The sequence below is a fragment of the Pseudomonas gingeri genome (assembly GCF_013386165.1).
Classification (GTDB): domain Bacteria; phylum Pseudomonadota; class Gammaproteobacteria; order Pseudomonadales; family Pseudomonadaceae; genus Aquipseudomonas; species Aquipseudomonas gingeri_C.
This window is the reverse complement of sequence record NZ_JACAOS010000018.1, coordinates 633,615-659,086: the sequence shown is the minus strand read 5'-3', so window position 1 is coordinate 659,086 and position 25,472 is coordinate 633,615. Positions and strand designations below refer to the sequence as shown.

The window sequence follows — 25,472 nt, the reverse complement described above, 5'->3', positions numbered from 1 at the left end:
TCTCACGGCTGGGCAAGCGCCCAGAACGGTGCCGGTGCACTCAAGCTTGCCTTGATCGCCGCGGCGGCGCGATCGATGTCCTGCTCGGAAGTAAAACGCCCCAGGCTCAGGCGAATGGTCCGTCCAGCCAACCGTGCGTCGTGCCCCAGTGCCAGCAGCACATGGGACGGCGCCTGGCTTGCGGAGTTGCAGGCCGACGTCGCCGAGTAGGCCAGGGCCCGACCCAGCGCCGCCCCGTCGAACTCACCTTCGGCAAAGGTCAAACTCAGGGTATGGGGAATACGTTCCGCCGGGCTGCCGTTCAGGCGCAGGCCGGGAACATCCGCCAATTGCTCGAGCAAACGCTGACGCAGCTGACGGATGCTGGCAATTTCCTCATCCAGGTGCTCGGCGGCCAGGGCGAAGGCACTGCCCATACCGGCGATCTGATGGGTGGCCAGGGTGCCGGAGCGCAGTCCGCCCTCATGGCCGCCGCCGTGGATCTGCGCCTGCAGTTTCTGCTGCGCGCGCGGACCGACATACAAGGCGCCGATGCCCTTGGGGCCGTAAACCTTGTGGGCGGAAAACGACATCAGGTCCACCGCCAAGGTGGCCAGGTCGATCGCCACCTTGCCCGCGCCCTGGGCTCCATCGACATGAAACAGCGCACCGTGGGCACGTACCCGCTGGCCGATGGCCGCGATGTCATTGAGGGTGCCCAGTTCATTGTTGACCAGCATCAAGGAGACCAGGAAGGTGTCCTCGCGCAGCACCTCACTGACCATCGCCGCAGTGATCAAGCCTTCGGCATTCGGCACCAGGTAAGTCACGGCAACACCGGCTTCCTGGAGTTGCCGGGCGGTGTCGAGCACCGCCTTGTGCTCGATCTGGCTGGTGATCACATGCCCGCCGCTGACGCCCCGGGCCTGGGCGACGCCCTTGAGCGCCAGGTTATTCGATTCGGTGGCGCCGGAGGTCCAGACGATCTGCTCGGGGCTCGCCCCCACCAGGCTCGCCACCTGCTGCCGCGCCTGCTCGACCGTCTGCCGGGCGCGCTGGCCGAAGGCATGGGAGCTGGAGGCCGGATTGCCGAAATTACCGGAAAAGCCGAGACACTCGACCATTACCCGGATGACCCGCTCATCCACCGGCGTGGTGGCGGCATAGTCGAAATACAGAGGAAGTTCATTCATGGCAAAAACTCATAAAGCGTGTCCCGCGGATCGATCTCTTGCTGATCAGCCACCCTGGTTGGGCGGACAGCTATACCCGATGGAAAACGATTAAAGAAAGATAACTTTCAGTAAAAGTGCGTAGGAACGCTCCCGACCTCAGCTTAACAGGCCGGGAGCGCTTGTAGGAGCCTGGCTTGCCGGCGAAAGGGCACTCAAGCGCGCCGGATAAAACGCCTCTGTACCTGTATCGCAGGGCGAACCGGCGGGGCCCGGCCCGCACGCCCAACATATTCGATAATATTCTATAAATATGAAAATACATTCGTTTACGGAATATTAGAAAGCCCTTACAACTGAACACATCCTGATCGACTGTTGCCGGAGCAACTGTTCACCCAGCAACAGCCGATCAACAAAACGCCTCGCCAGCCACCCACAAAACCTTCGTCACACCCGGAAAAGCCCCATGGATAAAGGCTTCGAGGGGTTTGGTACAGCTCTTGCTGAAGCCCTGTTACCGAGCCCTGCTCACCGAGCAACTGTTTAAAAAAGGAACTGATCATGTCCCGTCCACTGAACGTCGTGGCCTTGTCCGGAGGCACCTACCGTCCCTCCCGCACCCTGGTGCTGACCCAGGCCGTACTGGCAGAGCTGGCGCAATCGCTGCCCATCGAAAGTCGCCTGATCGAACTGGGCGATATCGCCCGCCCACTGGGCTCGGCCCTCTCCCGCGCGGAACTGTCCGCCGAAGTCGAAGCCGAACTGCAGGCCATTGAAAACGCCGACCTGCTGATCGTCGCCGCGCCGGTCTATCGCGGCTCCTACCCGGGCCTGCTCAAGCACCTGTTCGACCTCATCGACCTCAACGCACTGATCGATACCCCGGTGCTGCTGGCCGCCACCGGCGGCAGCGAACGCCATGCGCTGGTACTCGATCACCAACTGCGCCCGCTGTTCAGTTTCTTCCAGGCACTGACCCTGCCCATCGGCGTCTACGCCACCGAGGCCGACTTCACCCACTATCAGATCACCAGCGAACCCTTGCGGGCACGCATCCGCCTGGCCGCCGAACGCGCCACCCGCTTGTTCGGTGCGCATCCCAAGCCACTGCTGAAAATTGCCTGAGGAACGGTCATGGATGTTTTCTGGTTTCTCCCGACCCACGGCGACGGCCATTACCTCGGTACGACCCAGGGCGCACGCCCGGTCACCCTCAACTATCTGAAGCAAGTGGCCCAGGCCGCCGACAACCTCGGTTACCACGGTGTGCTGATTCCCACCGGACGCTCCTGCGAGGATTCCTGGGTGATCGCTTCGGCCCTGGTGCCGCTGACCGAGCGCCTGCGTTATCTGGTGGCGATCCGCCCGGGGATCATTTCGCCAACGGTGTCGGCACGCATGGCCGCAACCCTCGATCGTTTGTCCAACGGCCGCTTGCTGATCAACGTGGTGACCGGCGGCGACCCCGACGAAAACCGTGGCGACGGCAGCTTTCTCGACCACAGCGAACGCTACGAAGTGACCGACGAATTCCTCCAGATCTGGCGCCGGGTGCTGCAAGGCGAAGCGGTGGACTTCGAAGGCAAGCACCTGCGAGTGCAGAACGCCAAGGCGCTCTACCCGCCCGTGCAGAAACCTTACCCACCCTTGTACTTCGGCGGCTCGTCCGATGCCGCCCACGACCTGGCCGCCGATCAGGTCGACGTCTACCTGACCTGGGGTGAACCTCCGGCCGCCGTTGCCGCGAAGCTGGCGGACGTGCGCGAGCGCGCCGCACGCAAGGGCCGCACCGTGCGTTTCGGTATTCGCCTGCACGTGATCGTCCGTGAAATCGCCGAGGACGCCTGGAAGGCCGCGGACAAACTGATCGAACACATCAGCGACGAAACCATCGCCGCCGCGCAAAAATCCTTCTCACGCTTCGACTCCGAAGGCCAGCGACGCATGGCCGCCCTGCATGACGGACGCCGCGACAACCTGGAGATTTCACCGAACCTGTGGGCCGGCGTCGGCCTGGTTCGTGGCGGCGCCGGCACCGCGCTGGTCGGCAATCCACAGCAGGTGGCCGAGCGCATCAAGGAATACGCGGACCTGGGTATCGAGAGTTTTATCTTCTCCGGCTACCCGCACCTGGAAGAGGCCTATCGCTTCGCCGAGCTGGTGTTCCCGCTGTTGCCCGAGCCCTACGCCAGCCTGGCCGGACGCGGCATCACCAACCTGACCGGGCCGTTTGGTGAAATGATCGCCAACGATGTGTTGCCGACCAAAGCCACAGGGGCCTGAACCGTGACCGCCCAGCCGCGCAACGCCCTGTTGACCCCCTTGCAAACCGCCCGGCAACTGGCCGCCGAATTTGCCCTGACCGCCGTCGAGCGCGACGAGCGCGGCGGCACGCCGAAGGCCGAACGTGACGCCTTGCGCCACAGCGGCCTGCTGGCCCTGAGCATCCCAACCCAATACGGCGGCCTCGGTGGCAGTTGGAGCGAGACGCTGAACGTGGTCCGCGAATTCGCCAAGGTCGACAGTTCGATTGCCCATGTCTTCGGTTTTCATCACCTGATGCTGGCCACCGTGCGCCTGTTCTCGCGCCCGGAACAATGGCAACCCTGGTTCGAACAGACCGCGCGCAAGAACTGGTTCTGGGGCAACGCCCTCAACCCGCTGGACACCCGCACCGTGGTGCGCAACCTCGGCGGCTGGCGCGAATTCTCCGGCAAGAAAAGCTTCTGCTCCGGTGCCAACGACTCACAGATGCTGATCGCCTCGGCCGTGGACGAAAGCGCCGGCGGCAAGTTGCTGATCGCTGCCATCCCCAGCGGACGCAGCGGCATCACCCTGCATGACGACTGGCACAACATGGGCCAACGCCAGACCGACAGCGGCAGCGCCAGCTTCGAACGGGTGCGGGTCGAGGAATCCGAACTGCTGCTCGACCCCGGCCCCTTGAGTACGCCCTTTGCCTGCCTGCGGCCACTGATCGCGCAGCTGACCCTGACCCATATGTTCCTCGGCATTGCCGAAGGGGCTTTCGAAGAAGCCCGCCAATACACCCTCGACGAAACCCGGCCCTGGTTCAAATCCACGGTTCGGGATATTCGCCAGGACCCCTACGTACTCAATCACTACGGTGACTTCTGGGTCGCCCTCGAAGGCGTCCGGTTACTGGTCGAGCGTGCCGCCGGGATGATGGACCGGGCCTGGGCCAAGGGCCAGAACCTCAGCAGTGAAGAACGCGCAAACCTGGCCATCGCCATCGCCACCGCCAAGGTCGCGGCCAACCGCGAAGGCCTGGCCCTGTGCAGCCAGTTGTTCGAAGTCACCGGCGCCCGCTCGACCCACGCATCCCTGCGCCTGGACCGTCATTGGCGCAACTTGCGGACCCAGAGCCTGCACGACCCGCTGGATTACAAACTCCAGGAACTCGGCGACTGGGCGTTGAACCAGACGCCGCCGATCCCCACTTTTTATTCCTAGAGAAGCCTATGCAGCTGCTAACGTTACCGCCCTCGCCGGCCCTGGCCACGTCCATCCGCGCCACCGCCCAGGTGTTCGAAGACCCGAAGTCACAGGCCTTGCTCGCCCACCTGCAACAAGTGGCGCCCAGTGAAGCCAGCGTGCTGATCATCGGTGAAACCGGCACCGGCAAGGAACTGGTGGCCCGGCATATCCATAACCTCAGCGCCCGGCGCAACCGCCCGTTTGTCGCGGTGAACTGCGGGGCCTTCTCCGAATCCCTGGTGGAAGCCGAGCTGTTCGGCCATGAAAAAGGCGCGTTTACCGGCGCCCTCAGCGCCAAGGCCGGCTGGTTCGAAGAGGCCGACGGCGGCACCCTGTTCCTCGACGAGATCGGCGACCTGCCGATGCCGATCCAGGTCAAGCTGTTGCGGGTCCTGCAGGAACGCGAAGTGGTGCGCCTGGGTTCGCGCAAAAGCATCCCGATCAATGTGCGGGTCCTCGCGGCCACCAACGTGCAGCTGGAAAAAGCCATCAACGCCGGGCACTTTCGCGAGGACCTGTATTACCGTCTCAACGTCGTCAGCCTGGAGCTCAGCCCGCTGCGCGAGCGGCCCGGCGATATCCTGCCGCTGACCCGGCACTTTATCGAAAGCTACAGCCAGCGCCTCGGCTACGGCGATATCCGCATCAGCCCCGGTGCCGAACAGAAGCTCAGGAGCTACGGCTGGCCGGGCAATATCCGCGAGCTGGAAAACGTCATCCACCACACCTTGCTGATCTGCCACGACGGCATCATCGAGCGCGACGACCTGCGCCTGTCGAACCTGCGCATCGAACGGCAGGACGACAGCGGCGGCGCCGATGACTCGGCCGAAGCCTGGCTCAATCGGGCCTTTCAGAAACTCTTCGAGGAACAGGCCGGCTCCCTCCACGAAAAGGTCGAGGACGCCTTGCTGCGCGCCGCCTATCGTTTCAGTCACTACAACCAGGTGCACACCGCCAGCCTGCTGGGCCTGAGCCGCAACGTCACCCGCACCCGGCTGATCAAGATCGGCGAGCTGGCAGTGAACAAGCGTCGTGCCGGCGAAAACGTCCAGGGTGACCGGATGTTGCAACTGTCGATCTAGCCCACCAGGGCGCACTGCAAGGCGTCGTCCTGGCTGCGCTCGATGCTGCGCAGCACCTGGAACGAACCGAAGGTCACCGCTTTGGCCCGGTGGGCGCGGATCAGCGCCCAGAAATCTTCTTCGCCAGTGTCGAAACGTGCACAGGCCACCTCGCCTTCCGCCCTGGAACGCCACTGCAGGGTGTTGAGCACGCGTCGACCGTCATCACTGGCCTGCACCGTGCCGCTGATAAAACCACCTTCGATCCGGGCCAGACGTTCGGTCTGCCGGGCCAGGGCAGCCACCAGCGCCTCAAGCTGGCCGGGCTCGATCTCGAACTGGATCAATTGGGTGAAACTGCGATTTTGCTCTGTCGACGGCATGAAAAGGCTCCCCAGGAAGTCGGACAGGATCTTGTGATCCGAGGCCATGCAGGGTAAAACCTCCAGTTAACTCAAGGTCAAGAGATTTTTCCCCATGGCGATGCAAAAGCCCCTGCCCACGGACAAGGCCCTCACGGTCGGTCAACTGGCGGCCCGTAGCGGCGTGGCGGTGACGGCCCTGCACTTCTATGAAGCCAAGGGGCTGATCCAGAGTTATCGCAATGCCGGTAACCAGCGCCGTTATCCGCGCGAGGTGCTCAGGCGGGTGGCCCTGATCAAGGTGGCCCAGCGCCTGGGCATTGCCCTGGCGGAGATTCACCAGGCCTTGCAGACGCTGCCCGAAGGCCGCGCACCGACGGCGGCGGACTGGAAACAGTTATCGGAACAGTGGAGGACCGGACTGGACGAACGCATCGCCCAGTTGACCCGGTTGCGGGACAAGCTCAATAGCTGTATCGGCTGCGGTTGCCTGTCGATGGAGAATTGCCCGCTGCGCAACTACGGCGATATGTTGGGCGCCCATGGCACAGGCGCGCGGCTGCTGGAGCCGCGCTGAGGCTGTCCATGGTTCAGAATCCCGGTCAGGCCAGGGCCTCCTCCGTCCTGGCGACCTTCTTCGCTTCCAGCTCGCGCACCAGCGGCAAGACGCGCTTGCCAAAGTACTCCACCTCTTCCTGGAAATGCAGGAACCCCGCCAGCACCAGGTCCACGCCCGCGGCTTTCAAGGCGACGATCCGCTCGGCGATCTGCTGCGGCGTACCGATCAGATTGGTCTTGAAGCCGTCGTTGTATTGCACCAGGTCCTCGAAGCTCGACTTGGCCCAGTTGCCCTCGCCTTCCGGTGACGATTTACCCGCCTGTTTCGCCGCATCGCCAAACGCGCCGACGGCCTCGGGGTCGGCCTTGTCGATGATCTCCGCCAACACTGCGCGGGCCTCTTCCTCGGTGTCGCGGGCGATGACAAAGGCGTTCACCCCGACTTTCACCGAATGGCCGTTGGCCGCGGCCTTGGCGCGGATGTCGTCGACCTGGGCCTTGATACCCTCGGGGGTGTTACCGTTGGTGAAATACCAATCCGAGACCCGCGCCGCCATGTCCCGCGCCGCACGGGAACTGCCACCCTGGAAGATCTCCGGGTGCGGCTGGCTCAGGGGCTTGGGCTTGAGGCTGTAGTCGTTGAAGCGGTAGAAGTCGCCCTTGAAGGTGAACGAGTCTTCGGTCCAGATACCTTTCAACGCGCGGATGAACTCTTCGGAACGGCGATAACGCTCGTCGTGTTCCAGCCAGTGCTCGCCGATGGCGTGGAACTCGCCGCGAAACCAGCCACTGACGATATTCACGGCGATTCGCCCGCCAGTGAGTTGATCGATGGTCGCCAGTTGCTTGGCCGCCAGCGCCGGTTGCCAGGGGCCGGGCAGGATCGCGGCGATGACTTTCAGTTTCGTCGTGGCGGCCAGCAAGGCATGGCTGAAGGCAACCGACTCGTGCTGGTACTCGGCACCGTAGCCGGCAGTGAAACGGATCTGGGTCAGGCCGTATTCGAACCCGGCCGCCTCCGCCAACTGCGCCAGCTTGCGGTTGTAGTCGATGTCCCAGCTGGTGCGCTGTTCGATCTTGCTGACCACCAGGCCGCCACTGACATTGGGCACCCAATAGGCGAATTTTACGGCTTGCTGACTCATGGTATGTGACCTCGGACCTGGAAGTGTCCAAGGGATAGAGCAGCAAGTGTGCCAGTGGCCGGAAGCGCGCGGGCTTGCCCAGGCCTTGAAACCGGCACAACCCTGTAGGCGCTGGCTGGCCAGCGATAAGGCCCGTGAGACTGACGGCGCCTGATCGGTCGCCATCGCTGGCAAGCCAGCGCCTACAGGGGTTGCTGTACACAAGGAAGCTTGTGGTGTGGCAGGACGATTTGCTGAAGCACTGTTCGCCAGGCAACAGTTCATTACCAACCCGACACCGACAAACACCCGCCGTGCCTGGGCCATCGCCCTCGGCATGGAGCGTGCAACCGCCCCTGGCAACCGCACGTCTGCGTGCCTGCCCTCAAGGAGCTGTCCCATGACCGAACACCTGGTGATCAACCCGCTGTCCCTCGGCGTCGATTACGAATCCCTGGCCGAACGCTTTCGGCCGATCTTTGCCCGCATCGCCGCCGGGGCGCTGGAACGGGAGCAATCGCGCAGCCTGCCCCACGAGCCGATCCAGTGGCTCAAGCAAGCCGGCTTCGGCGCCGTGCGGGTGCCCGTGGAATATGGCGGTGGCGGTGCCTCCGTGCCCCAGCTGTTCCAACTGCTGATCGAACTGGCCGAAGCGGACTCCAACCTGCCCCAGGCCCTGCGCGGGCACTTCGCCTTTGCCGAGGACCGTTTGAATGCCGAGCCCGGCCCGAACCGGGATCAGTGGTTCAAGCGCTTTGTCGAAGGCGATATCGTCGGTTGCGCCTGGACCGAGATTGGCCATGTGGCGATTGGCGATGTCGTGACCCAGGTCACCCCGGACGGCGAACAGTGGCGCCTCAATGGCGAAAAGTTCTACAGCACCGGGAGCATTTTCTCCGACTGGATCGACGTCTACGCCCGCCGCAGTGACACCGGTGGCGATGTGATTGCCGCCGTGCGCACCCGTCAGCCGGGGATCGAACAGAGCGATGACTGGGATGGTTTCGGCCAGCGCACCACCGGTAGCGGTACCTCGCGGTTTGTCGATGCACGGGTGGAGGCCGGCCATGTGATCGACTTCGCCACGCGCTTCAAATACCAGACGGCGTTCTACCAGTTGGTGCTGCTGGCGACCCTGGCCGGCATCGGCCGTGCGGCCCTCAAGGATGTCGCGCAGCAGGTCCGTGAGCGCAAGCGCATCTACAGCCATGGCAATGCACAGCGCGCCAGTGACGATGCGCAGGTGCAGCAAGTGGTGGGAGAAGTCGCCGCCCGGGTGTATGCCGCAGAGGCCAGTGCGGTGAGGGCCGCGCAGCCGGCGCAACGGGCTTATGTGGCGCGGTTTGGCGCTGACAACGCGGTGGAACGACAAGCCAACGTCGAGGCGGAAATCGAATCGGCCACTGCTCAAGTGGTGGTGTCCGAGTTGATCCAGCGGGCCACCAGCGAATTGTTCAATGCCCTCGGCGCCTCGGATATCCGCCAGGGCAAGTCGCTGGACCGGCATTGGCGCAATGCGCGAACGGTGTCGTCGCACAATCCAGTGATCTACAAGGCGCGGATTGTCGGGGATTGGCTGATCAACGGCAGCGAGCCACCGTTTGTCTGGCAGATCGGCAATGGGCCGCAAGCCCGGTAATGAGGTCGCGGCAACATTCGGTAATGGGTAAGATGGCGACCTTTGAGCGCGGCCCTGCCGCGCCACCTGCCGATATTAAGCCGACCCCATGCCTTTCGATCTCAGCGTAGACCTGACCACCCTCGCCATTCTCACCGTTGTTGCCTTTATCGCCGGATTTATCGACGCCATCGCCGGCGGCGGCGGTCTGCTCACCACCCCGGCCCTGCTCACCGCAGGGCTGCCACCGCACCTGGTGCTGGGCACCAACAAACTCAGTTCGACCTTCGGTTCCGCCACCGCCGGTTTCACCTTCTACCGGCGCAAGTTGTTTCAGCCGGGGCAATGGAAGCTGGCCATCCTCGGCACCTTTATCGGCGCACTGATCGGCGCCATCACCGCGCACTTCATGCCGGCCGAATGGCTGAACAAGATGCTCCCGGTGATCGTCTTTGCCTGCGGCCTGTACCTGCTGTTCGGCGGCACGCCCAAGGCGCCGCTGGACAGCAACGCCCCGATCAGGAAGAAATGGCAACTGCCCCAGGGCCTCGGCCTGGGCTTCTATGACGGCGTGGCCGGCCCCGGCACCGGTGCCTTCTGGACCGTCAGCAGCCTGCTGCTCTACCCCATCGACCTGGTCAAGGCCAGCGGCGTGGCCCGCAGCCTGAACTTCGTCAGCAATGCCGCCGCCTTGTCGGTGTTCGTGTTTTCCGGCCAGGTGGACTGGGTGATCGGCCTGTGCATGGGCGTGGCGGTGATGGTCGGCGCGTTCTTCGGCGCGCGCACCGCCATCAGTGGCGGTGCGAAGTTTATCCGCCCGGTGTTTATCACCGTGGTCCTCGGCCTCACCGTACGCCTGGCCTGGCAGCACTGGTTCAGCGTGGCCTGATCCTAGACCGGCAACACCGGCTGCGGATAACCCAGGCGCTTGGCCAGGTACAGGTCAATCAGATAGCGGGCGATAGAGCGCGAAGCCGGCAACGGCGGCATATTGTGAATGCTGAACCACTGGGCATCCTCGATTTCGTCGGCCTGCGGCACGATATCGCCACCGGCGTACTCGGCGTGGAAACCCAGCATCATCGAATGAGGGAACGGCCAGCACTGGCTGCCCATGTACTCGATGTTCTTGACCTCGACCTGCACCTCTTCGCGCACTTCCCGAATCAGGCACTCTTCGGCCGACTCACCCGGCTCGGCGAAACCCGCCAGGGTGCTGTAGACCCCCGGTACGAAACGCGGCGAACGGGCCAGCAGCACTTCGTCGCCACGGGTCACCAGCACGATCATGCTCGGCGAGATCCGCGGGTAACTGCGCAGGTCGCATGGCGGGCAAAACATCGCCCGCTCCAGAGGCACCTGGGTCATGGCCTGGCCGCAACTGCCGCAGAAACGGTGTTCCCGTGCCCAGGTGCCGATCTGCGCGGCATAACCAAGCATCCGGTAGATGGTGTGATCGCCCTCGAGCATGAACGCCCGCAAACCCTGCCAGCGGCCGCCCGGCAGTTCGAAACCGGATTTCAGTTCCAGCAGGTAGACCGGCTCGCCATCCAGGTGCCCGATACCGTGCTCGGCCAGCAACGACAGGTCCTGGCGCTTGAGCCACTCACGGGGAAACAGCACCCCGTTGTCGTCCAGCAGGAAACCCGCAGGGCTATGCACCACGGCCCAGCCACCGGGTTGCTCGATATCCAGTACTGCGGTTGTCCAGCGTTGAGTCATCGGGGGTTCCTCGGCAGGCTTCAATCAGGGAATTCGGCTTTCTGCTTGCTCATGTGCGCGGCGATGGCGACGCGCAGATCGGTGGATTGCAACATGGCGGCGTTCCAGGTGGCAACGTATTCCAGGCCATCATCGATCCGATGGTCACGCATGTAGCTGATCATTGCCTTGGTGCCGGTGACGGCAATCGGCGATTTGCCGACAATTTCCCGGGCGATCGCCATCACGGCCTCAAGCAAGGCCGCATGATCGGGATAGATACGATTGACCAGGCCGATCCGCAGGGCTTCGTCAGCACCGAACTGCCGTCCGGTGTAGGCCAGTTCGCGCAACATGCCGTCGCCGATGATACGCGGCAAACGTTGCAAAGTGCCGACATCGGCGGCCATGCCGATGTCCACTTCCTTGATGGAAAACTGCACGTCCTCGGCGCAGTAGCGCATGTCGCAGGCAGCGATCAGGTCGATTGCGCCGCCCAGGCAGTAACCCTGGATCGCCGCCAGGACCGGCTTGCGGCAGTTGTCGACGGCATTGAAGGAGGCTTGCAGTTCGAGGATCTTGCGCCGCAGCAGGCGGGCGTTGCGGCCGACATCCTTGCCCAGTTCGTTGGCCACCGAGGCCAGCATCATCAGGTCGATCCCGGAAGAGAAGTGTTTTCCGGCGCCACTGATCACCACCACACGCACGGCGTCGGTGTCCTCGACCCACTGGAAGATCTCGATGATTTCGCTCCAGAAGGCGGCGTTCATCGCGTTGATCTTTTCCGGGCGATTGATCCGCACATGGGCGATGTTGTCTACCAGTTCGACGTGGAAGGCTTGGTACTCGGACATGACGGGCATCCTTGGCAGGGCGAAAAAAGATTCGCCACTATAGCAAGGGCCCGACTCGGGCTGACAGGAAGCGGATGTGCCAAAAGCCGGACCATTGACGCCTGATATCAACCGCCCCCCTGTAGGAGCGAGCTTGCTCGCGATCCGCCAACGGCGGCCAGGCACCACTCTCCTGCGGTGCCTGCCAGATCGTTATCGCGAGCAAGCTCGCTCCTACAAGGGAGGATAGTGGTATCTCCAGGTCGGTCTGAGTCAGCGCGGGAGGATATAGCGCTCGATCGCCTCGGCCGCACCGTCCTCGGTATTGCTCCCGGTGACCACATCGGCCTGGCGCTTGACCACCTCCTCCGCCTGGCCCATGGCAATCGCCAATCCGGCCCGGTGGAACATCGCCGGATCATTGCCGCCATCGCCGATGGCCGCCGTCTGCTCCAGGGGCACGCCGAGGTATTTCGCCAGGGTCGCCAGCGCCTCGCCCTTGTTCGCTTGCATCGCGGTGATATCCAGGTAGGAACGCTGGGAACGACTGGCCAGCGCCTGCTCCGCCACCAACGGTTGCAACACCGCCTCCAGGTCGATCAGCAGTTGCCCGTTGCCACTGGCGCCGACGATCTTGTCGATGCGGTCCAGGTACGCCGTGAAGTCCTCCACCACCGTCGGCGGATAGCCCAGTGCGTGCTGCTCGCGCGGCACCATGGTGCCGTGGGGATTACGCAGCAACCAATGGTTGTCGGCAAACACCCAGACCTCGACCTCCTCGTGCCGCGACAACAACGCCAGGGTGGTCACCGCCGCCTCACGGGGAATGTAGTGGGTCACCAGATAACTGCCATCGGGATGTACCAGGGTGCCGCCGTTGAACGCCGCCGTGGGAATATCCACCCCCAGCGCCTCGATCTGCTCACGCATGGCCCGCGGCGGACGCCCGGTGGCGAGGCTGAAAAACACCCCCGCCGCCCGCAACGCCGCCACGGCCTCGACCGTGCGCGGGCTGAGGCTGTGATCGGGACGCAACAGGGTGCCGTCCATATCGCTGAGCAACAAGCGGATCGGGTGCTGTACCGTGCCACTCATCCGAGGCTGTGCCAGACACGGCCGTCACGGGCCAGCAGTTCGTCGGCGGCTTCAGGACCGTTTTCCCCGGCCTTGTAGCCCTGCACCTGATTATCTTCGCTCCAGGCATCCAGGAACGGCTGCACCGCACGCCAGCCGTTCTCGATATTGTCAGCACGCTGGAACAGCGTCTGGTCACCGGTCAGGCAATCGTAGATCAGGGTTTCATAGCCGGTGGACGGCTGCATTTCGAAGAAGTCCTTGTAGGCAAACCCCAGCTCGACGTTGGTCATGGCCAGGGCCGGCCCAGGACGCTTGGCCAGCAGGTCGAACCACATGCCTTCGTTGGGTTGGATCTGGATCTTCAGGTAGGTCGGTTGCAGACGCTCGACCTCGGTGTCGCGGAACTGCGCATAGGGCGCCGGCTTGAAGCAGATGGCGATCTCCGTGTCGCGCACGCTCATGCGCTTACCGGTGCGCAGGTAAAACGGCACGCCGACCCAACGCCAGTTGTCGATCATCACCTTGAGGGCCACATAGGTCTCGGTGTTGCTGTCCGGCGCCACATTGCTTTCCTCACGGTAACCGGGCACGGCCTTACCACCCAGTTCACCCGTGCGGTACTGGCCACGTACCGAGTTGGCCCGGGCCTCCTCGACCGTCCAGGGACGAATCGCACCGACCACCTTGGCCTTTTCACCGCGCACCGCGTCCGCGCCGAATGCCGCCGGCGGCTCCATCGCGACCATCGCCAGCAACTGGAACAGGTGATTGGGCACCATGTCCCGCAGGGCACCGGTGTGCTCGTAGAAACTGCCACGGGTTTCGACGCCGACGGTTTCCGCGGCGGTGATCTGCACATGGTCGATGTAGTGGTTGTTCCAGAACGCCTCGAACAGCACGTTGGAGAAGCGGCTGACCAGGATGTTCTGGACCGTTTCCTTGCCCAGGTAATGGTCGATGCGATAGATCTGCTTCTCGCTCATCACTTTGAGCAGGCAGGCGTTCAACGCTTCGGCGGTGGCCAGGTCGGAACCGAAGGGCTTTTCGATCACCACCCGGCGAAACGCCTCGGGGGTTTCTTCAAGCAACTTTGCCGAACCCAGGCGCCGTGCTACCTCACTGAAGAAACGCGGCGCGGTCGCCAGGTAGAACACCGCATTGCCGGTGCCGCTGGCGGCAATCTTCTCGGCCAGTGCGGCGTAAGTCGAGTCGTCGAGAAAGTCGCCCTGGACGTAGCTGATGTTTTTCGCCAGTTTGCTCCAGAGCGTGGCATCCAGCGCCGTCTCCGCACCTTCCCCGGTTTTCGCCGCGACTTCGGCGCGACTGAAGTCCTCGAGTTTCTTGGCAAAGTCGGCGTCGCTGATGGCGTTGTGATCGACCCCGACAATGTGCAGGTTATCGCCCACCAGGCCATCACGGGTCAGGTTGTAGAGCGCCGGCATCAGCAGGCGCTTGACCAGGTCGCCGTGGGCGCCGAAGAGAAACAGGGTGGTCGGCGGGGCCGGCTCGACTTTGCGTTTTGTCCGGGTGGCATTCATTTTTTGGGGGTCTCCACATGACCGCCGAAGCCGAAGCGCATCGCCGAGAGCAGCTTGTCACCATAGGTGCTTTGCTGGCGGGAACGGAAACGGGCAAACAGCGAGTTGGACAACACCGGGACCGGCACTGCCTGCTCCATGGCCGCTTCGATGGTCCAGCGCCCTTCGCCGCTGTCGGCCACCGCGCCGCTGTAGCCGTCGAGTTTCGGATCACTGGCCAGGGCGTCGGCGGTCAGGTCCAACAGCCAGGACGAGACCACGCTGCCACGCCGCCAGACTTCGGAGATGTCCGCCAGGTTGAGGTCAAAACGCTGGTCCTCGGGCAGGCTCGGCGAGTTCTTGGTCTTGAGGATATCGAAGCCCTCGGCGAAGGCCTGCATCATCCCGTACTCGATGCCGTTGTGGATCATCTTGACGAAGTGCCCGGCGCCCGGTGGCCCGGCATGGATATAACCACGTTCGGCGCGGTCGTCGCTGCTGACCCGGTCGCGGGTCCGGGGGATGGTGCCGATCCCCGGGGCCAGGCTGGCGAACAACGGATCGAGGCGTTCGACCACCTTGGCGTCACCGCCGATCATCATGCAGTAACCGCGCTCCAGGCCCCAGACCCCGCCGGAAGTGCCGACATCGATATAGTCGATGCCCTTTTGCGCCAGTTCCTGGCCGCGACGAATATCGTCCTTGTAGAAGGTGTTGCCGCCATCGATGATCACATCGCCGGCGTCCAGCAGTTTGCTCAACTCGCTGATGGTGTCTTCGGTCGGCGCACCGGCCGGCAACATCACCCAAACCGCACGCGGCTTATCCAGACCCGCCACCAACGCCGACAGGTCGGCGACGCCTTTGGCGCCTTCCTTGCCCAGGGCGGTGACGAAGTCGGTATTGCGGTCATACACCACTGTCTGATGGCCATCAAGCATCAGGCGCCGCGCGATATTGCCGCCCATGCGGCCCAGTCCGATGATTCCCAGTTGCATGCAGGGTACTCCCGATATCGATGAAAAAGCTCTGACACACCTTAGCCCAGCGGCAGGCGGATGTCTGTCTCGATATCGGCTGAGACGATGATTGCAGACACCAACCGGCCGGTTTTCAAGCCGAACTATCCACTTCGCCAGTATTGAAAAACAGCGCCTGGGCCAGGTTCTTGTCGAGAATCCGACCACGGTGGATATCCAGGCTCAGTTGCGCCCGGCCGCCCTGCCCGGCCTGGATCCTGGCCGCCGCACGCTGTCGGGCCGTGGCTTGGGCCTTGCTGCCCAGACGCCGTTGCGCGAGGGTCTTCAGGTGTGCGCTGACAAACGCGGTCTCCGCCGTGGTGGTCGCCGGATAATGGAAATGCGCGTACCACAGCGGGCGGCCATCCTTGTGGTTGACCACATACTCCTGCAGGAAACCGCCCTGGGCCTGCGTCTGACGCCCGCCGGCGCGGTGAATATCCACCTGGTCCTGTTCTTTCAGATACTGCAAGCGGGCCAACTGCGGCGCATTACCCTTGATTGCGGCGATACGTGCCTTGCGTCCTTCGGCGATCAGCCGGGTGGCTTCGTCGCGCAGATTGTCCTTGAGCGCTTGAGCGGTTTTCACTTGCGTCGATGTCCCGCTGCTATCACCGAGGGCCTGTTGGATATCATCCGCCAGGCTGTTCAGTTTCTGCGCCTTCAGTTCCAGGATACCTTGCAGGTCGCGGGGGTCCTTGGACGTGCCGGTCAGCGCCATCACCTGGCGAATCAAGGCCTCGACGCCACCGAGTTCGGCCTGTCCCTGGCTGACCAGCCGGGGCAGCCCGACCTTGCGCTGACTCGCCGGAACCGGTGCCGGATCGGCCTTGAGCTCTTCCCAGAAAATATCCCGGGCATCCTCGCGGTTCTCCTTGAAGGCCGACACCAGCTCACCGTTGGGATCGGTGATCTCGACGATTTCGTCCTCCTGCTCAGGTGTGCGCTCGCGTACCCGGCCGGCAAAAACCTCGCGGTTGCGCGTGCGGATAAACTTCTTCCGCGTGCCGCCAGGCGCAGGGCCAGGTTTGGGTTCGGCGTCGGGTGCGACCGGCTCGGTCTCGTCCCACAAGCCAGAGAGGCTGTTCAACGCTCCATCGCGCAACTGCGTCAACAACTCCGACAGGCGGCGGGAGTATTCCAGCGGACGCTGGCCTGGCGTCAGCGTCTTCAGGTAATCGAGCAGGTCACGGGTCTCGTCGTAGCGGGCGATTGCCGTCAGCAAGGCGTCAATCCGGTCCTGGCGTGGATCCTCGGCCCGCAGGCGATTGATCGTGTTGGTCGCATACTTGGTCTGCTCGGCACTGCGCTTGATGGCCGTGAATATCTGATCGTCCATTTGCGCGGTGACCTGCGCGGGCAACTCGTCCACGGTCAAGGCCAGCAGGGTCGGCAACTGCACCGCCCGCCAGTCCAGCGGTGTGAACGGTTGCACCAGCGTCTGCGTCAATGCAGTGGCTTGCGCCGGCCCAGGTTCGGGAAGCCTGCGCAACTCATCGAGCGCGGCATATTCGCGGGTGCTCCAGAAAATCTGCTTGTCCGTGATATCGGCATTATTCTTCAGGTCGGCGATGACCTGGACATAATGGCTATCGGTGTTGCTGGCAATCATCTCGCCAAGCTGCTCGGCACTCAGGCTGCCTTCGCGCCCCACCGCCAGGGATACGTTCAGCAACGTGCGGTCATTGCTCACGCTGTCTGCCAGGGCTGCCACCAGCAGCAGAGGGCTGGGCACCACCTGGCGATTGTCATTGAACGCTTTGATAAGGCGAATCTTGTCTTCGAGGGCGAGCTGCAAACCCTCCAACTTGCCCAGGTATTCGCGGCGTTTTTCGCTGCGTTGGCGGTCGCTGAAGTTCCTCGCGGCCTTGCCCTCACTCATGGTCTCGAAACGCTTGCGCAGTGTTTCGGCCTCGCTCAACAGGCTGCCGATACGCGCCGACACCTGGGTGATCTGCCCGTGCAGCGCGCTGGCCCGATCACGCAGCTTGCGCTGCAGGCGCGCCTGCACGGTTTCGCGGCCACTCCCGCCGCGCAAGCGCAGGCGTAGATCGAGGCGCCAGCGACCTTGCCCATCACGGTCGAGAAACGGCCCCGGGGCTCCCGCGCCATCGACCACGCGGGGACCGTCATCGCTCCACGCGACCTGATACAGGGTCTCTTCGATCAGCACGTGCCAGCCCTTGTCCTTGGGACCACCGAAATGCACCAGTCCCTCGTTCGGACCGTCTTCGGCAACCGAACCGAGGCTATCGAGTCGTGGCGGCGTGTCGAAGACCCTGACAGCGAACTTCGCCAAGGCCTTGCGCGAGGCCGCCGACAAGGCATGGCGCGGATTCGACCAGGACAAATCGAAAGGCAATGGCGGCGAATCATCGTCAGCCAGAAGCGGCGTGATCCGCTCAAGCGACACCTCGCCCTCGATTGCCAAGGGCTCGCGCCTGGCCGCCGACTCCGGCGCCGTAAACGGCTCAAGCAACGACTCCGGCAACGGTTCGCGCTCGCCCGCCATCACCTCCTGCAAGAGCACCGCCGCCAGGTTGCTCAGCATATCGGCCCACGCCTGGGCCCGGGCTTCCTCGTCGTCGCCCTGCAAACCCGGCAGATCCTGGCGCACGCCACGGTAGAGCAGAATCAACCAGCCGGCCTGGGTCAGCGGACCACTGGCAAACATCAGCATTGAACTGAACAGTTGCCAGCCGCTGTCTTTCAATCGCGCCCAGCGTTTTTCCGCGTTCGACAGCACCTGCATGTCAGCCTGGCGGATAACCGCATTGATACAGGCATGAAACAGATGGTGAACATAACCCTCGGCGACTTCCTCGCGGCCCAGGCTTGCCGGGGCCGCCGGGGCCGGCAGCGGCGCGGTTTCATCGCCCGGCAACAGCGCGCCGAGATGGGGCTGGCGAAAACCGCCATTGGCATACACCGCGCGTCTATCGGCAGCGAACCAGGCCAGCACACTGTCCTGCAGTTCACCGGTTTTGCAGATCGCCTCCAGCAATGCCGACCGGCTGGCATACTCGCCCAGCAGCGGCTCGAACAGCGGTCGGTAAAGCAGATGCGGCCCTAAAGCCGTGTCCCGGGGCTCGATGAGAAACATGCCCGCCACCTTGTCCGGGCTCGCCTCGGGGCTGGCCTGAAAGGCCAGGGGCCGGAGCACGATCGGCACACCGTCGACCTGACGGTCACGGGCGTCGAACGCCAACATCGCCCTGACCAGGCGACAGCCCTTCTCGCTCATCCCCTGTTCGCCACGAAGCTTGAGTTCCAGTGCTGCCAGGGGCAGTTGGGCCTGGATCTGGTGGTAAAAACGTTGCTGGCGGAACACGGCATAACGCGTATCGCCCAGCAGTCGCTGTCGCAAGTAAGCCGGGTAACCGGCACCGATATCCACCTCGTCGATCAGTTCCAGCAGATAACCGGCCGTCATCCACTCCGGTAGCGTGGCGTCCTCTGCAAGCTGGACGCGCATCTGCGTTGCGCCGAAACGGAAATCATCGAGGTTTTCCAGGGCCAGTTCGGGCAGCGTCAGTCGCACTTCCTCGAACTCACCGAGCACGTCCGGTGACAGCGGCTTGCGCCGGTACTTGTCGAGCGTGAGCAGAATGTCCTGCATGCGGATATCCGGCATATGCGGATGCCGCCTCGACATGGCCTCCTTGAGCGTCTGCCGGCTAAAACCCGAGAGCGACGCCACATCGTCGAAAATGCTGTGGGACGATGACTTGCCCAGTGCCCCGACCAGGGTCGATAACAACCCGGCATAGTCACGCCGGTCGGTATCCGCCGCGTCCAGCAACCACAGCGGCGCCGCCTCGCGCAGCCGTCGTTGCAGAGGGCTGAGCGGCGCAGGCGCGGGGGTAACGAACCAGCCCCCCGGATCAGTGATGCGCTCGACTCGCGCCGACCAGGACTCCCCAGCCCCCTGCATAACACCGCGCGGCACACGCTCCAGCGCGCGCAGCTGATTTTCCAGCAAGGCCCCGGCCAGGTTGTCGAAGACATTGATCTGCGAGGGGATCAGATCGACTTTCCCGGAGCCCGGCAACTGACCGCGCAATGACGTCCAGAGCTCATCGACCGGCTGCAAGCGCTGCACGTCATGGCCTGGACGGAGCAGGAAGTAGGCAAAGTCCCGCGCTGACAGCTGGCGGGCGAAGACCACCGCGACGGGCGTGACAGCGAACCGCTCCTCACGCCCCTTGGCATTGAGCAGATACGCAGCCAGGGCATTCTTGCCCAGCAGGCTGTCGCGCATCGGTTGGTCTTCGCTGACCAGCGCCTTGGGCAGGCTCTGGTCGGCCTGGAACGCCAGGCCATTGGGTAGGTTCCCCGCACCGTACATCGAAACGAACAGCAGGTTCGAAAGTGCCGCGCAACGGCTGGGAATCGCCGGCGCGTGCCGATCCCAACCAGGTACCCAGGCGTCCGATCCCGGGACCTTGCCCGCCCACTCGGGCACCGCTTCGTTCCAGAACGCGACCAGTCGTGCCTTGAACACTTCGAGCAAGGCATCGCCCCAGTTGTTGAGCGCCGCGCCCAGACGCTGCAAATCCGCCGCGGCAATCGGCACACCGACCTGCGCGCCCGCCGCCCCGCTGACCAGCACCGCAGCGGGATCGGCATAAGCGGGTTCCAGGCGTTCGCTGAAACGGCGCAGCAGCAGCTCGGACAAGCGCGTATAACGCCGGGTCTCGGCCGGCTGCCGCTCGCCCAGCCACAGGGCCGTACCCTGGACCCGGCGGCCCTGGAACTTGAGAGAGGGACAGCACTGGTCCAACGCGGCCTGGACCAGCGACTGGGCGACCGAGTCCAAGGTCGGTCGCCCAGCGAACAGCGCGCGGGCAGTGTTTCGGTACTGTTGAAGGGCAGTCTGCAGCGAGGTCGGCGGGGAGGTCATTGGGCCGCAATCCTTGATATGAGAAAGCGGCCAGCTGACAGCAACCCGCCAGCCCTCGGGCGGTAGCGGGATAGGGCGCGTTACCCGGCTTGGTCACCCAACTTGGCGAGCTTCGGGAAAAAATGCTCTTGCGCCGCAGCCAGGTCGATCCGGCTGCGATAGATCTGCAACGCCAGACTGGCGCTGCCGCCCTGCCCCGTCTGGATTTTCTTGAAGGACTTCTCCTGCTCCAGCGACTGGTACTTGCCGCCAAGCTTGCGCTGCCCGGCGGTTTTCAGGTGAGCAGCCTCGAAGGCCGAGTCGAGTGCCGACAGGCTCGGGTAGTGAAAGTGCGCGTACCACAGCGGCTTGCCGTCCTTGTCGAGCAGCGCATACTCCTGCATGACGTCATTCTTGCCGAGTGGGACCCGCTCGCCTTCCTTGCGGATGGTCACTTCGCCCAGCCCCAGCAGGTAGTCGATACGCGGCATTTCCGGTGGGTTGGCCTTGATGGCGAGGATCCGCGCGTACTGCCCGGAAGCCCGTAGCCTCGGTGCCGCGTCACGCAGTTGCTGCGCCACCGCCTGGGCATTCCTGACCCGCTCCGGATTGCGCGGCGGCGTCTGCGCCACGCCGAGGAGTTTGTCGATCTCCGAGGCCTGATGCTCCATCGCTTCGGCCTGCAAGCGCAGGATATCCTCCTGCGCCCTGGGCGCATTGGAGCGCACGGCCTGCCGCATGACCCGATCAATCGCCAAGGCTTCGTCGTTGAGTAACTGGCGTGCGTTGGACACCCGTTTTTCCAAACCGACTTCGGGCCTGATCACCACGGGTTTGCCCGGTTTTTCCGGGGCGACGACCGGCTCCCAGAGCCCGTCAGTGGTATTTTTCCGATAGGTCTCGACCACCTGCCCATAGACATCGCTGATCTGCACGGTCTCTTCGCCATCCGCCGATGTCGGCGGCTGGACCTCACCGGACAACACTTGTCGATGGCGGGTACGGATGATTTTTCTGTTGGCCTTTTCGACCGCCGGGCCAGCAGCAGCCATGGGCGGCAGTTCCCAATCATCTTTTCCCAGCAACCGGCGCAGATCTTCCTGGACCTCCTGCCCGAGTGCCTGCTGCACCGCGAGCAGCCGGTCGAGCTTTTCCTTGGGCAGACGGCGACTGACCAGCGTAGCCAAATAGAACTCGAGCTTTTCTTGAAGATCATTGGATTGCTCGACAACCGACTCCAGCAACTCGATACGTTCACCGAGCAACAATTTGACCTCATCAAGGGCATCGAGCGAGGAGTAATAGGACACATGCAGCCGATGGATCTGATCCCAGATTTCATCAAACATTTCCTGTCCGAGACTCTCGGGCGTTATCTCGCCCAGGGCGAAACAGTTCTTCAACTGCGCAAGCTTCCAGGCGCGGACTTCCACCTCGATGGACCCCCAACCGACGGTTGCAATCACCCGCTGATAGTTTTCCCGACCATCGCGTATCTGCTTCAGTTGATCGAGCCAGTCCTTTTGCAACAGGGCCCAGTCGACCGCCTTGTCCGTGGCCTCGGCACTCCGCTCCCATTCGGCCTGGACCAAAGCCGGTTCCATCTGCTCTGCCTCGGGTAGGTTGGACAGCGCCGAATGGGGCTGGCCAAGTCTTTCCAACAACCAGGTTTGCTGGGCATGGAGCAATGTCTGCAGGCCAATCACCCCATTTTCCAGCGCATTGATCTGAAAGGGCCGCACGGCCTTGATCAGCCGGCTATCGACCATCAGTTTTTTGCTCAGGTCCAACTGTTGGCGGTAGTTGCGCAGATCCTCTTCCAGCAAAGCGCTCAGCGTGCCGAGCAGTTCGGTACGCCGCTCGTAGGTCACCCGCTTGGCCGTCTCGCCTTCAGTCGCCAGTCTCCAACGCTTGACGCTGTTGCTGACCGCCGGCTCGTTCTCCTTGATCTTCTGGTTGAGGGCTATCAGTGCCTCACGCTCCTCGACAAGACTTTGCGATCCACGGGCCTGAACCCGCTTGGGCGGACTGCCGCCGCGCAAACGCATATCCAGGCTCCAGCGCCCCTGCTCGTCGCCGCGCACCCAGGGGCCGGCATTGCCTTGCTCGTCGACGATGCGCACGCCGTCGGCCTCGGCTTCCCAGGCCACCTCGTAAAGATCGCCCTGGAGCAAGGCACACCATTTGCCCTTGCCCGCCTCCTTGATATGGACCAATCCCCGGGCCGGGCCCGAGGCCGCCACCCGGCCCAGTCCAGCCAAGGCCGATGCAGGCTGGTCGAACGCGCGCAGACGATAAGGCCGCACACGCTTCATCAGCGCCTCAGGCACTGGCCAACCGGACATCGACCACGCACTCAGCTCGATACGGGGCAGATCAGGCGTATGGGCGATGATCGGCGCAGGCAATGCCGTCGCCGGCGGTAACGGTTCCGGCGGACGCAACGACGGGACCGCGGTTTCCCCCGAAGGAGAATCGGCGCGATAGTGCAGCAGCAGGGCCGCGAGGTTGAACAGCAGGTCCGCCGCCCCCGACGACTGTTCCAAGCGATTGTCGCTGTCCAGCGCCCGCAGATCGTCATGGCCGATCTTCAGGACCACCAGCCAGCCGAGCACTTCCACCAGGCGTCCGACATAGGGCAGGAGCCCGGCAAACGGCAGTTGGGTGATGCCCAGCAGCACCCGCCAGGCGCCTTCCTTCCAGTCCGCCCAGCGCTGCTCGGCATTCGACACCGACTGTCGGTCGGCCTGCTCGACCTGGGCCCTGACCATGGCGGCGAAGATCGCCGGCAGATAGTCACCCTCGACAATGCGCTCGGCGAGCGTCGCCGGGCCGGACCGGGTCGGTGCCGGGGCGAACTCGTCGCCGCCCAGGAATTGTTCGATATGCGGCTCGTCGAAGCCGCCATGGTCATAGCGCCGACGCGCCGTTTCGCTCATCCAGGTCAAGACGCTGCGCTGTAGATCGCCGGGCTCGCGGATCGCCGAGAACAGGGCCTCGCGGGTGGCGAATTGGCGCAGCGGCTGTTGCAGGAACAACGGGCGCAACAGAATCAACGGTCCCAGGTCCCGATCCCGTGGGCCGATCACAAACATCGCCTGCACCTCGTCAGCCCGCCAGTCGGCTTTGGCCTTGAACGCCAGGGGCCACAGGACGATTTCCACGCCATCGACCAAGCGACCGGGGCCCGGCGGCTGGACCATCGCCTGCACATAACGAAAACCCTCGACACTGAACCCCGACTCACCCTTGATCTTCAACTCCAGGGCCTGGAGCGGCAGGCGCACCCGCCACAGCGCGACGAACAAGGCCTCGCGCCGCCGGGCCTCGGTGACATCGCTGATCAGTCGCGCCTTGAGCAGGTCCGGGTAGGCCTGGCCGATATCGGCACGGGTCACCAGGCCACGCAGGTAATCCGGGTTCATCCAGTCCGGCACGGGCTGCGCCAACCCGCGTGTCTCGATGCGAATGCGCATGCCGGTATGGCGCATGCCGCCCAGGTTGGCCAATGCCAGTTCCACCAGGGTCATGTCGACCGCGACCGTGACCTGCGCCTGTTGCGGGTCAAGGGTCTGGGTGGCGCTGTAATCGAGTTTGTCGAGATTGAGCTTGATTGCATTCGGGTCGATGGCGGCAACCGCAGGCTGATCCTGACGCATCAGTTCCTGCAATCGCCGTGTGGCAAACTCATCAAGGGTACCGATGTCTTCGAGGAAGTGCCGGCCTGCGGACTCACACTGCTGGCGCGCCAGTTCGCGAAGCAGCACGCTGTAGCTTGAACGATCGGCAGGCGACGCCCCCAGCAGCCAGTCCGGCAGCGATTCGCTGGTCAAGCTCAGGGCCGCCGGACCGCAGCGCTCTGGCCTGAGCACCTGGAAACGCCCGGCATCGTAGGTCCTCGCGGGCACGGCGAACCATTTGCCCGGATCGGTAATGTCGTCCACCCAACGTTGAAGATGAGCCCTGGCCTGCCAGTCACCCGGAGGCGTCGCGCTCAGCGCCTGCAATTGATATTCGAGCAAGCCTTTTGCCAGGCTGTCACCGATGACTTCGGCGGGCTCATTCCAACGCCAGACCAGCGACTCTCTTATTTCCAGACTGCGCCCGGCGGTGCGGCTGCCGATCAGCATCGCGACCAGTTCGGCGCTGTCCAGCTTGCCCGGACGCAGGCCACCCTCGGCCGGATGAAAATAGAGCGGATAGGGCAATGGCTGCAGATTTTCCCCATAGCGCCAGAAGTCGATCACCGGAAACAACTCCGGGTAGCGTCGTCCCTGGGCATCCACGCTGAAGACCCGGGTCTCGAAGGCACGAATATCCGGGGTTGGGCTTTCGCCGTGGCTATCGTCAGGGGCGTAGCCCATATAAAAGGGCAGGCGACTCAGGTCGGGAAGCCCTCCCCGGCCAGGTGTCAGCCCCGGCACGAGCAAGCGTCCGATGGCTGCCGACAGCCGCGCCCAGCGGCTCGGCCCGTGCCCTTGCGGCGATTGATTCCAACGCTCGATCAGTTGCTGTTTCAGGTCCTCCAGCAGCCGTGACCGCGCCGCCTGGTCCAGTCGTTTGAGCAGCCCGTCGAGATCGATCGCCAGGGGTTTCGCCGCTGCCGGTGGCTGCTCGCGCCAGAGCAGGTTATGGGTCTCCAGGCGTAAGCTCCTGGACGCCCCCCAGACCGGAACCCGCAGGGCGAAGCGTTCGAGCATGACCTCACCGAGGCTGTAATAACGATGCCCGGCCGGGGCGCCGTCGATGCCCTCGGCCAAGACCCAATAGGGCACGGCGAGGCGCACCCGCTCGGCCGACAGCTCAAAATCGGCATAGTGCTCGTCCAGCACACCCTGGACCAGCGGCGTGGCGACCGAGAGCAAGGTGGGAGGGTCGGCGAACAGTGCTTTGGCGACCGAAGTCGGGTCCATTGCTTGACTGTCCGCAACCGGCGACTGCGTTGACATGGTTGACGTCCTCGTTCGAATGATAGGAACGAGTCGTTACCTGGCGCATCGGTTCGCCGGCCACGACTCCCGGAGGATTCAACCCTTGGGACAGGTGTCGTGTGCGGTAGCGGGAT

17 protein-coding genes are annotated in these 25,472 nt (G+C 63.7%); 7 read left to right on the top strand and 10 right to left on the bottom strand.

All coding sequences use genetic code 11. The features are described from left to right. Positions 1-2 precede the first annotated feature (2 nt). Positions 3-1,172 carry a cysteine desulfurase family protein gene (locus HX866_RS24420; protein ID WP_177140537.1) on the bottom strand — a complete coding sequence of 390 codons (1,170 nt, stop codon included), beginning with the start codon at positions 1,170-1,172 and terminating at the stop codon, positions 3-5. Between the two features lie 543 nt (positions 1,173-1,715). On the opposite strand from HX866_RS24420, the gene msuE reads away from it, so the two are divergent. From msuE to HX866_RS24400, 4 genes are read left to right on the top strand one after another with little or no spacing between them, the layout of a single operon-like run. Then, complete coding sequence (gene msuE, locus HX866_RS24415) at positions 1,716-2,279, top strand: FMN reductase (protein ID WP_177095280.1); 564 nt, start codon at positions 1,716-1,718, stop codon at positions 2,277-2,279. Positions 2,280-2,288: 9 nt separating this feature from the next. After that, the gene (ssuD, locus tag HX866_RS24410) at positions 2,289-3,437 is read left to right on the top strand and encodes an FMNH2-dependent alkanesulfonate monooxygenase (protein ID WP_177095278.1); all 1,149 of its coding nucleotides are present in this window, start codon (positions 2,289-2,291) and stop codon (positions 3,435-3,437) included. A 3-nt stretch (positions 3,438-3,440) separates the two neighbouring features. Beyond that, a complete protein-coding gene (locus HX866_RS24405; RefSeq protein ID WP_177095276.1) occupies positions 3,441-4,628 on the top strand; it encodes an acyl-CoA dehydrogenase family protein in 1,188 nt (395 codons plus the stop codon). An 8-nt stretch (positions 4,629-4,636) separates the two neighbouring features. After that, positions 4,637-5,737: a sigma-54 interaction domain-containing protein gene (locus HX866_RS24400; RefSeq protein WP_177095274.1), complete on the top strand. Its 1,101-nt coding sequence runs from the start codon at positions 4,637-4,639 to the stop codon at positions 5,735-5,737. Here the strand turns inward: HX866_RS24400 and HX866_RS24395 are convergent. Then, positions 5,734-6,099, bottom strand: coding sequence for an antibiotic biosynthesis monooxygenase (locus tag HX866_RS24395; RefSeq protein WP_177095272.1), 366 nt, complete (start codon positions 6,097-6,099; stop codon positions 5,734-5,736). The two genes, HX866_RS24400 and HX866_RS24395, sit on opposite strands and share 4 nt — an antisense overlap. A gap of 94 nt (positions 6,100-6,193) precedes the next feature. On the opposite strand from HX866_RS24395, the gene soxR reads away from it, so the two are divergent. Beyond that, positions 6,194-6,655: a redox-sensitive transcriptional activator SoxR gene (soxR, locus tag HX866_RS24390; RefSeq protein WP_305729489.1), complete on the top strand. Its 462-nt coding sequence runs from the start codon at positions 6,194-6,196 to the stop codon at positions 6,653-6,655. Between the two features lie 25 nt (positions 6,656-6,680). Here the strand turns inward: soxR and sfnG are convergent, their stop codons facing one another. Continuing rightward, positions 6,681-7,781 (bottom strand): dimethylsulfone monooxygenase SfnG, encoded by a 1,101-nt coding sequence (sfnG, locus tag HX866_RS24385; RefSeq protein ID WP_177095270.1) that lies wholly within the window; start codon positions 7,779-7,781, stop codon positions 6,681-6,683. Positions 7,782-8,160: 379 nt separating this feature from the next. On the opposite strand from sfnG, the gene HX866_RS24380 reads away from it, so the two are divergent. Together HX866_RS24380 and HX866_RS24375 are read left to right on the top strand one after the other, a co-directional pair. Next, a complete protein-coding gene (locus HX866_RS24380; RefSeq protein WP_177095355.1) occupies positions 8,161-9,399 on the top strand; it encodes an acyl-CoA dehydrogenase family protein in 1,239 nt (412 codons plus the stop codon). A gap of 88 nt (positions 9,400-9,487) precedes the next feature. Continuing rightward, positions 9,488-10,267 (top strand): TSUP family transporter, encoded by a 780-nt coding sequence (locus HX866_RS24375; RefSeq protein ID WP_177095268.1) that lies wholly within the window; start codon positions 9,488-9,490, stop codon positions 10,265-10,267. Positions 10,268-10,269: 2 nt separating this feature from the next. Here HX866_RS24375 and nudC read toward each other — a convergent pair whose 3' ends face one another. From nudC to HX866_RS24340, 7 genes are all read right to left on the bottom strand, one after another. After that, complete coding sequence (gene nudC, locus HX866_RS24370; RefSeq protein ID WP_177095266.1) at positions 10,270-11,100, bottom strand: NAD(+) diphosphatase; 831 nt, start codon at positions 11,098-11,100, stop codon at positions 10,270-10,272. A gap of 20 nt (positions 11,101-11,120) precedes the next feature. Continuing rightward, entirely contained in the window at positions 11,121-11,933 is an 813-nt protein-coding gene (locus HX866_RS24365; protein ID WP_177095264.1) for a crotonase/enoyl-CoA hydratase family protein, read from the bottom strand. Between the two features lie 252 nt (positions 11,934-12,185). Then, positions 12,186-13,007, bottom strand: coding sequence for an HAD family hydrolase (locus tag HX866_RS24360; RefSeq protein ID WP_177095262.1), 822 nt, complete (start codon positions 13,005-13,007; stop codon positions 12,186-12,188). Beyond that, entirely contained in the window at positions 13,004-14,527 is a 1,524-nt protein-coding gene (gene zwf, locus HX866_RS24355; RefSeq protein ID WP_177095260.1) for a glucose-6-phosphate dehydrogenase, read from the bottom strand. The genes HX866_RS24360 and zwf overlap by 4 nt, the downstream gene beginning before the upstream one ends. Further along, on the bottom strand, positions 14,524-15,504 hold the full coding sequence (gnd, locus tag HX866_RS24350) for a phosphogluconate dehydrogenase (NAD(+)-dependent, decarboxylating) (RefSeq protein WP_177095258.1): 981 nt from the start codon (positions 15,502-15,504) through the stop codon (positions 14,524-14,526). Before gnd ends, zwf begins: the two co-directional genes overlap by 4 nt. Positions 15,505-15,619: 115 nt before the next feature. Then, entirely contained in the window at positions 15,620-20,428 is a 4,809-nt protein-coding gene (locus HX866_RS24345; RefSeq protein ID WP_177140536.1) for a hypothetical protein, read from the bottom strand. Between the two features lie 80 nt (positions 20,429-20,508). Beyond that, positions 20,509-25,356, bottom strand: coding sequence for a dermonecrotic toxin domain-containing protein (locus HX866_RS24340; protein ID WP_177095253.1), 4,848 nt, complete (start codon positions 25,354-25,356; stop codon positions 20,509-20,511). Between the last annotated feature and the right edge of the window lie 116 nt (positions 25,357-25,472).

Bases quoted from the DNA above. Each gene is read 5' to 3' on its own strand.
- HX866_RS24365 (WP_177095264.1), bottom strand. From the start codon at position 11,933: ATGTCCGAGTACCAAGCCTTCCACGTCGAACTGGTAGACAACATCGCC.
- HX866_RS24375 (WP_177095268.1), top strand. From the start codon at position 9,488: ATGCCTTTCGATCTCAGCGTAGACCTGACCACCCTCGCCATTCTCACC.
- HX866_RS24340 (WP_177095253.1), bottom strand. From the start codon at position 25,356: ATGTCAACGCAGTCGCCGGTTGCGGACAGTCAAGCAATGGACCCGACT.
- HX866_RS24380 (WP_177095355.1), top strand. From the start codon at position 8,161: ATGACCGAACACCTGGTGATCAACCCGCTGTCCCTCGGCGTCGATTAC.
- HX866_RS24360 (WP_177095262.1), bottom strand. From the start codon at position 13,007: ATGAGTGGCACGGTACAGCACCCGATCCGCTTGTTGCTCAGCGATATG.
- gnd (WP_177095258.1), bottom strand. From the start codon at position 15,504: ATGCAACTGGGAATCATCGGACTGGGCCGCATGGGCGGCAATATCGCG.
- HX866_RS24345 (WP_177140536.1), bottom strand. From the start codon at position 20,428: ATGACCTCCCCGCCGACCTCGCTGCAGACTGCCCTTCAACAGTACCGA.
- soxR (WP_305729489.1), top strand. From the start codon at position 6,194: ATGGCGATGCAAAAGCCCCTGCCCACGGACAAGGCCCTCACGGTCGGT.
- ssuD (WP_177095278.1), top strand. From the start codon at position 2,289: ATGGATGTTTTCTGGTTTCTCCCGACCCACGGCGACGGCCATTACCTC.
- msuE (WP_177095280.1), top strand. From the start codon at position 1,716: ATGTCCCGTCCACTGAACGTCGTGGCCTTGTCCGGAGGCACCTACCGT.
- HX866_RS24420 (WP_177140537.1), bottom strand. From the start codon at position 1,172: ATGAATGAACTTCCTCTGTATTTCGACTATGCCGCCACCACGCCGGTG.
- HX866_RS24395 (WP_177095272.1), bottom strand. From the start codon at position 6,099: ATGCCGTCGACAGAGCAAAATCGCAGTTTCACCCAATTGATCCAGTTC.
- nudC (WP_177095266.1), bottom strand. From the start codon at position 11,100: ATGACTCAACGCTGGACAACCGCAGTACTGGATATCGAGCAACCCGGT.
- HX866_RS24400 (WP_177095274.1), top strand. From the start codon at position 4,637: ATGCAGCTGCTAACGTTACCGCCCTCGCCGGCCCTGGCCACGTCCATC.
- zwf (WP_177095260.1), bottom strand. From the start codon at position 14,527: ATGAATGCCACCCGGACAAAACGCAAAGTCGAGCCGGCCCCGCCGACC.
- sfnG (WP_177095270.1), bottom strand. From the start codon at position 7,781: ATGAGTCAGCAAGCCGTAAAATTCGCCTATTGGGTGCCCAATGTCAGT.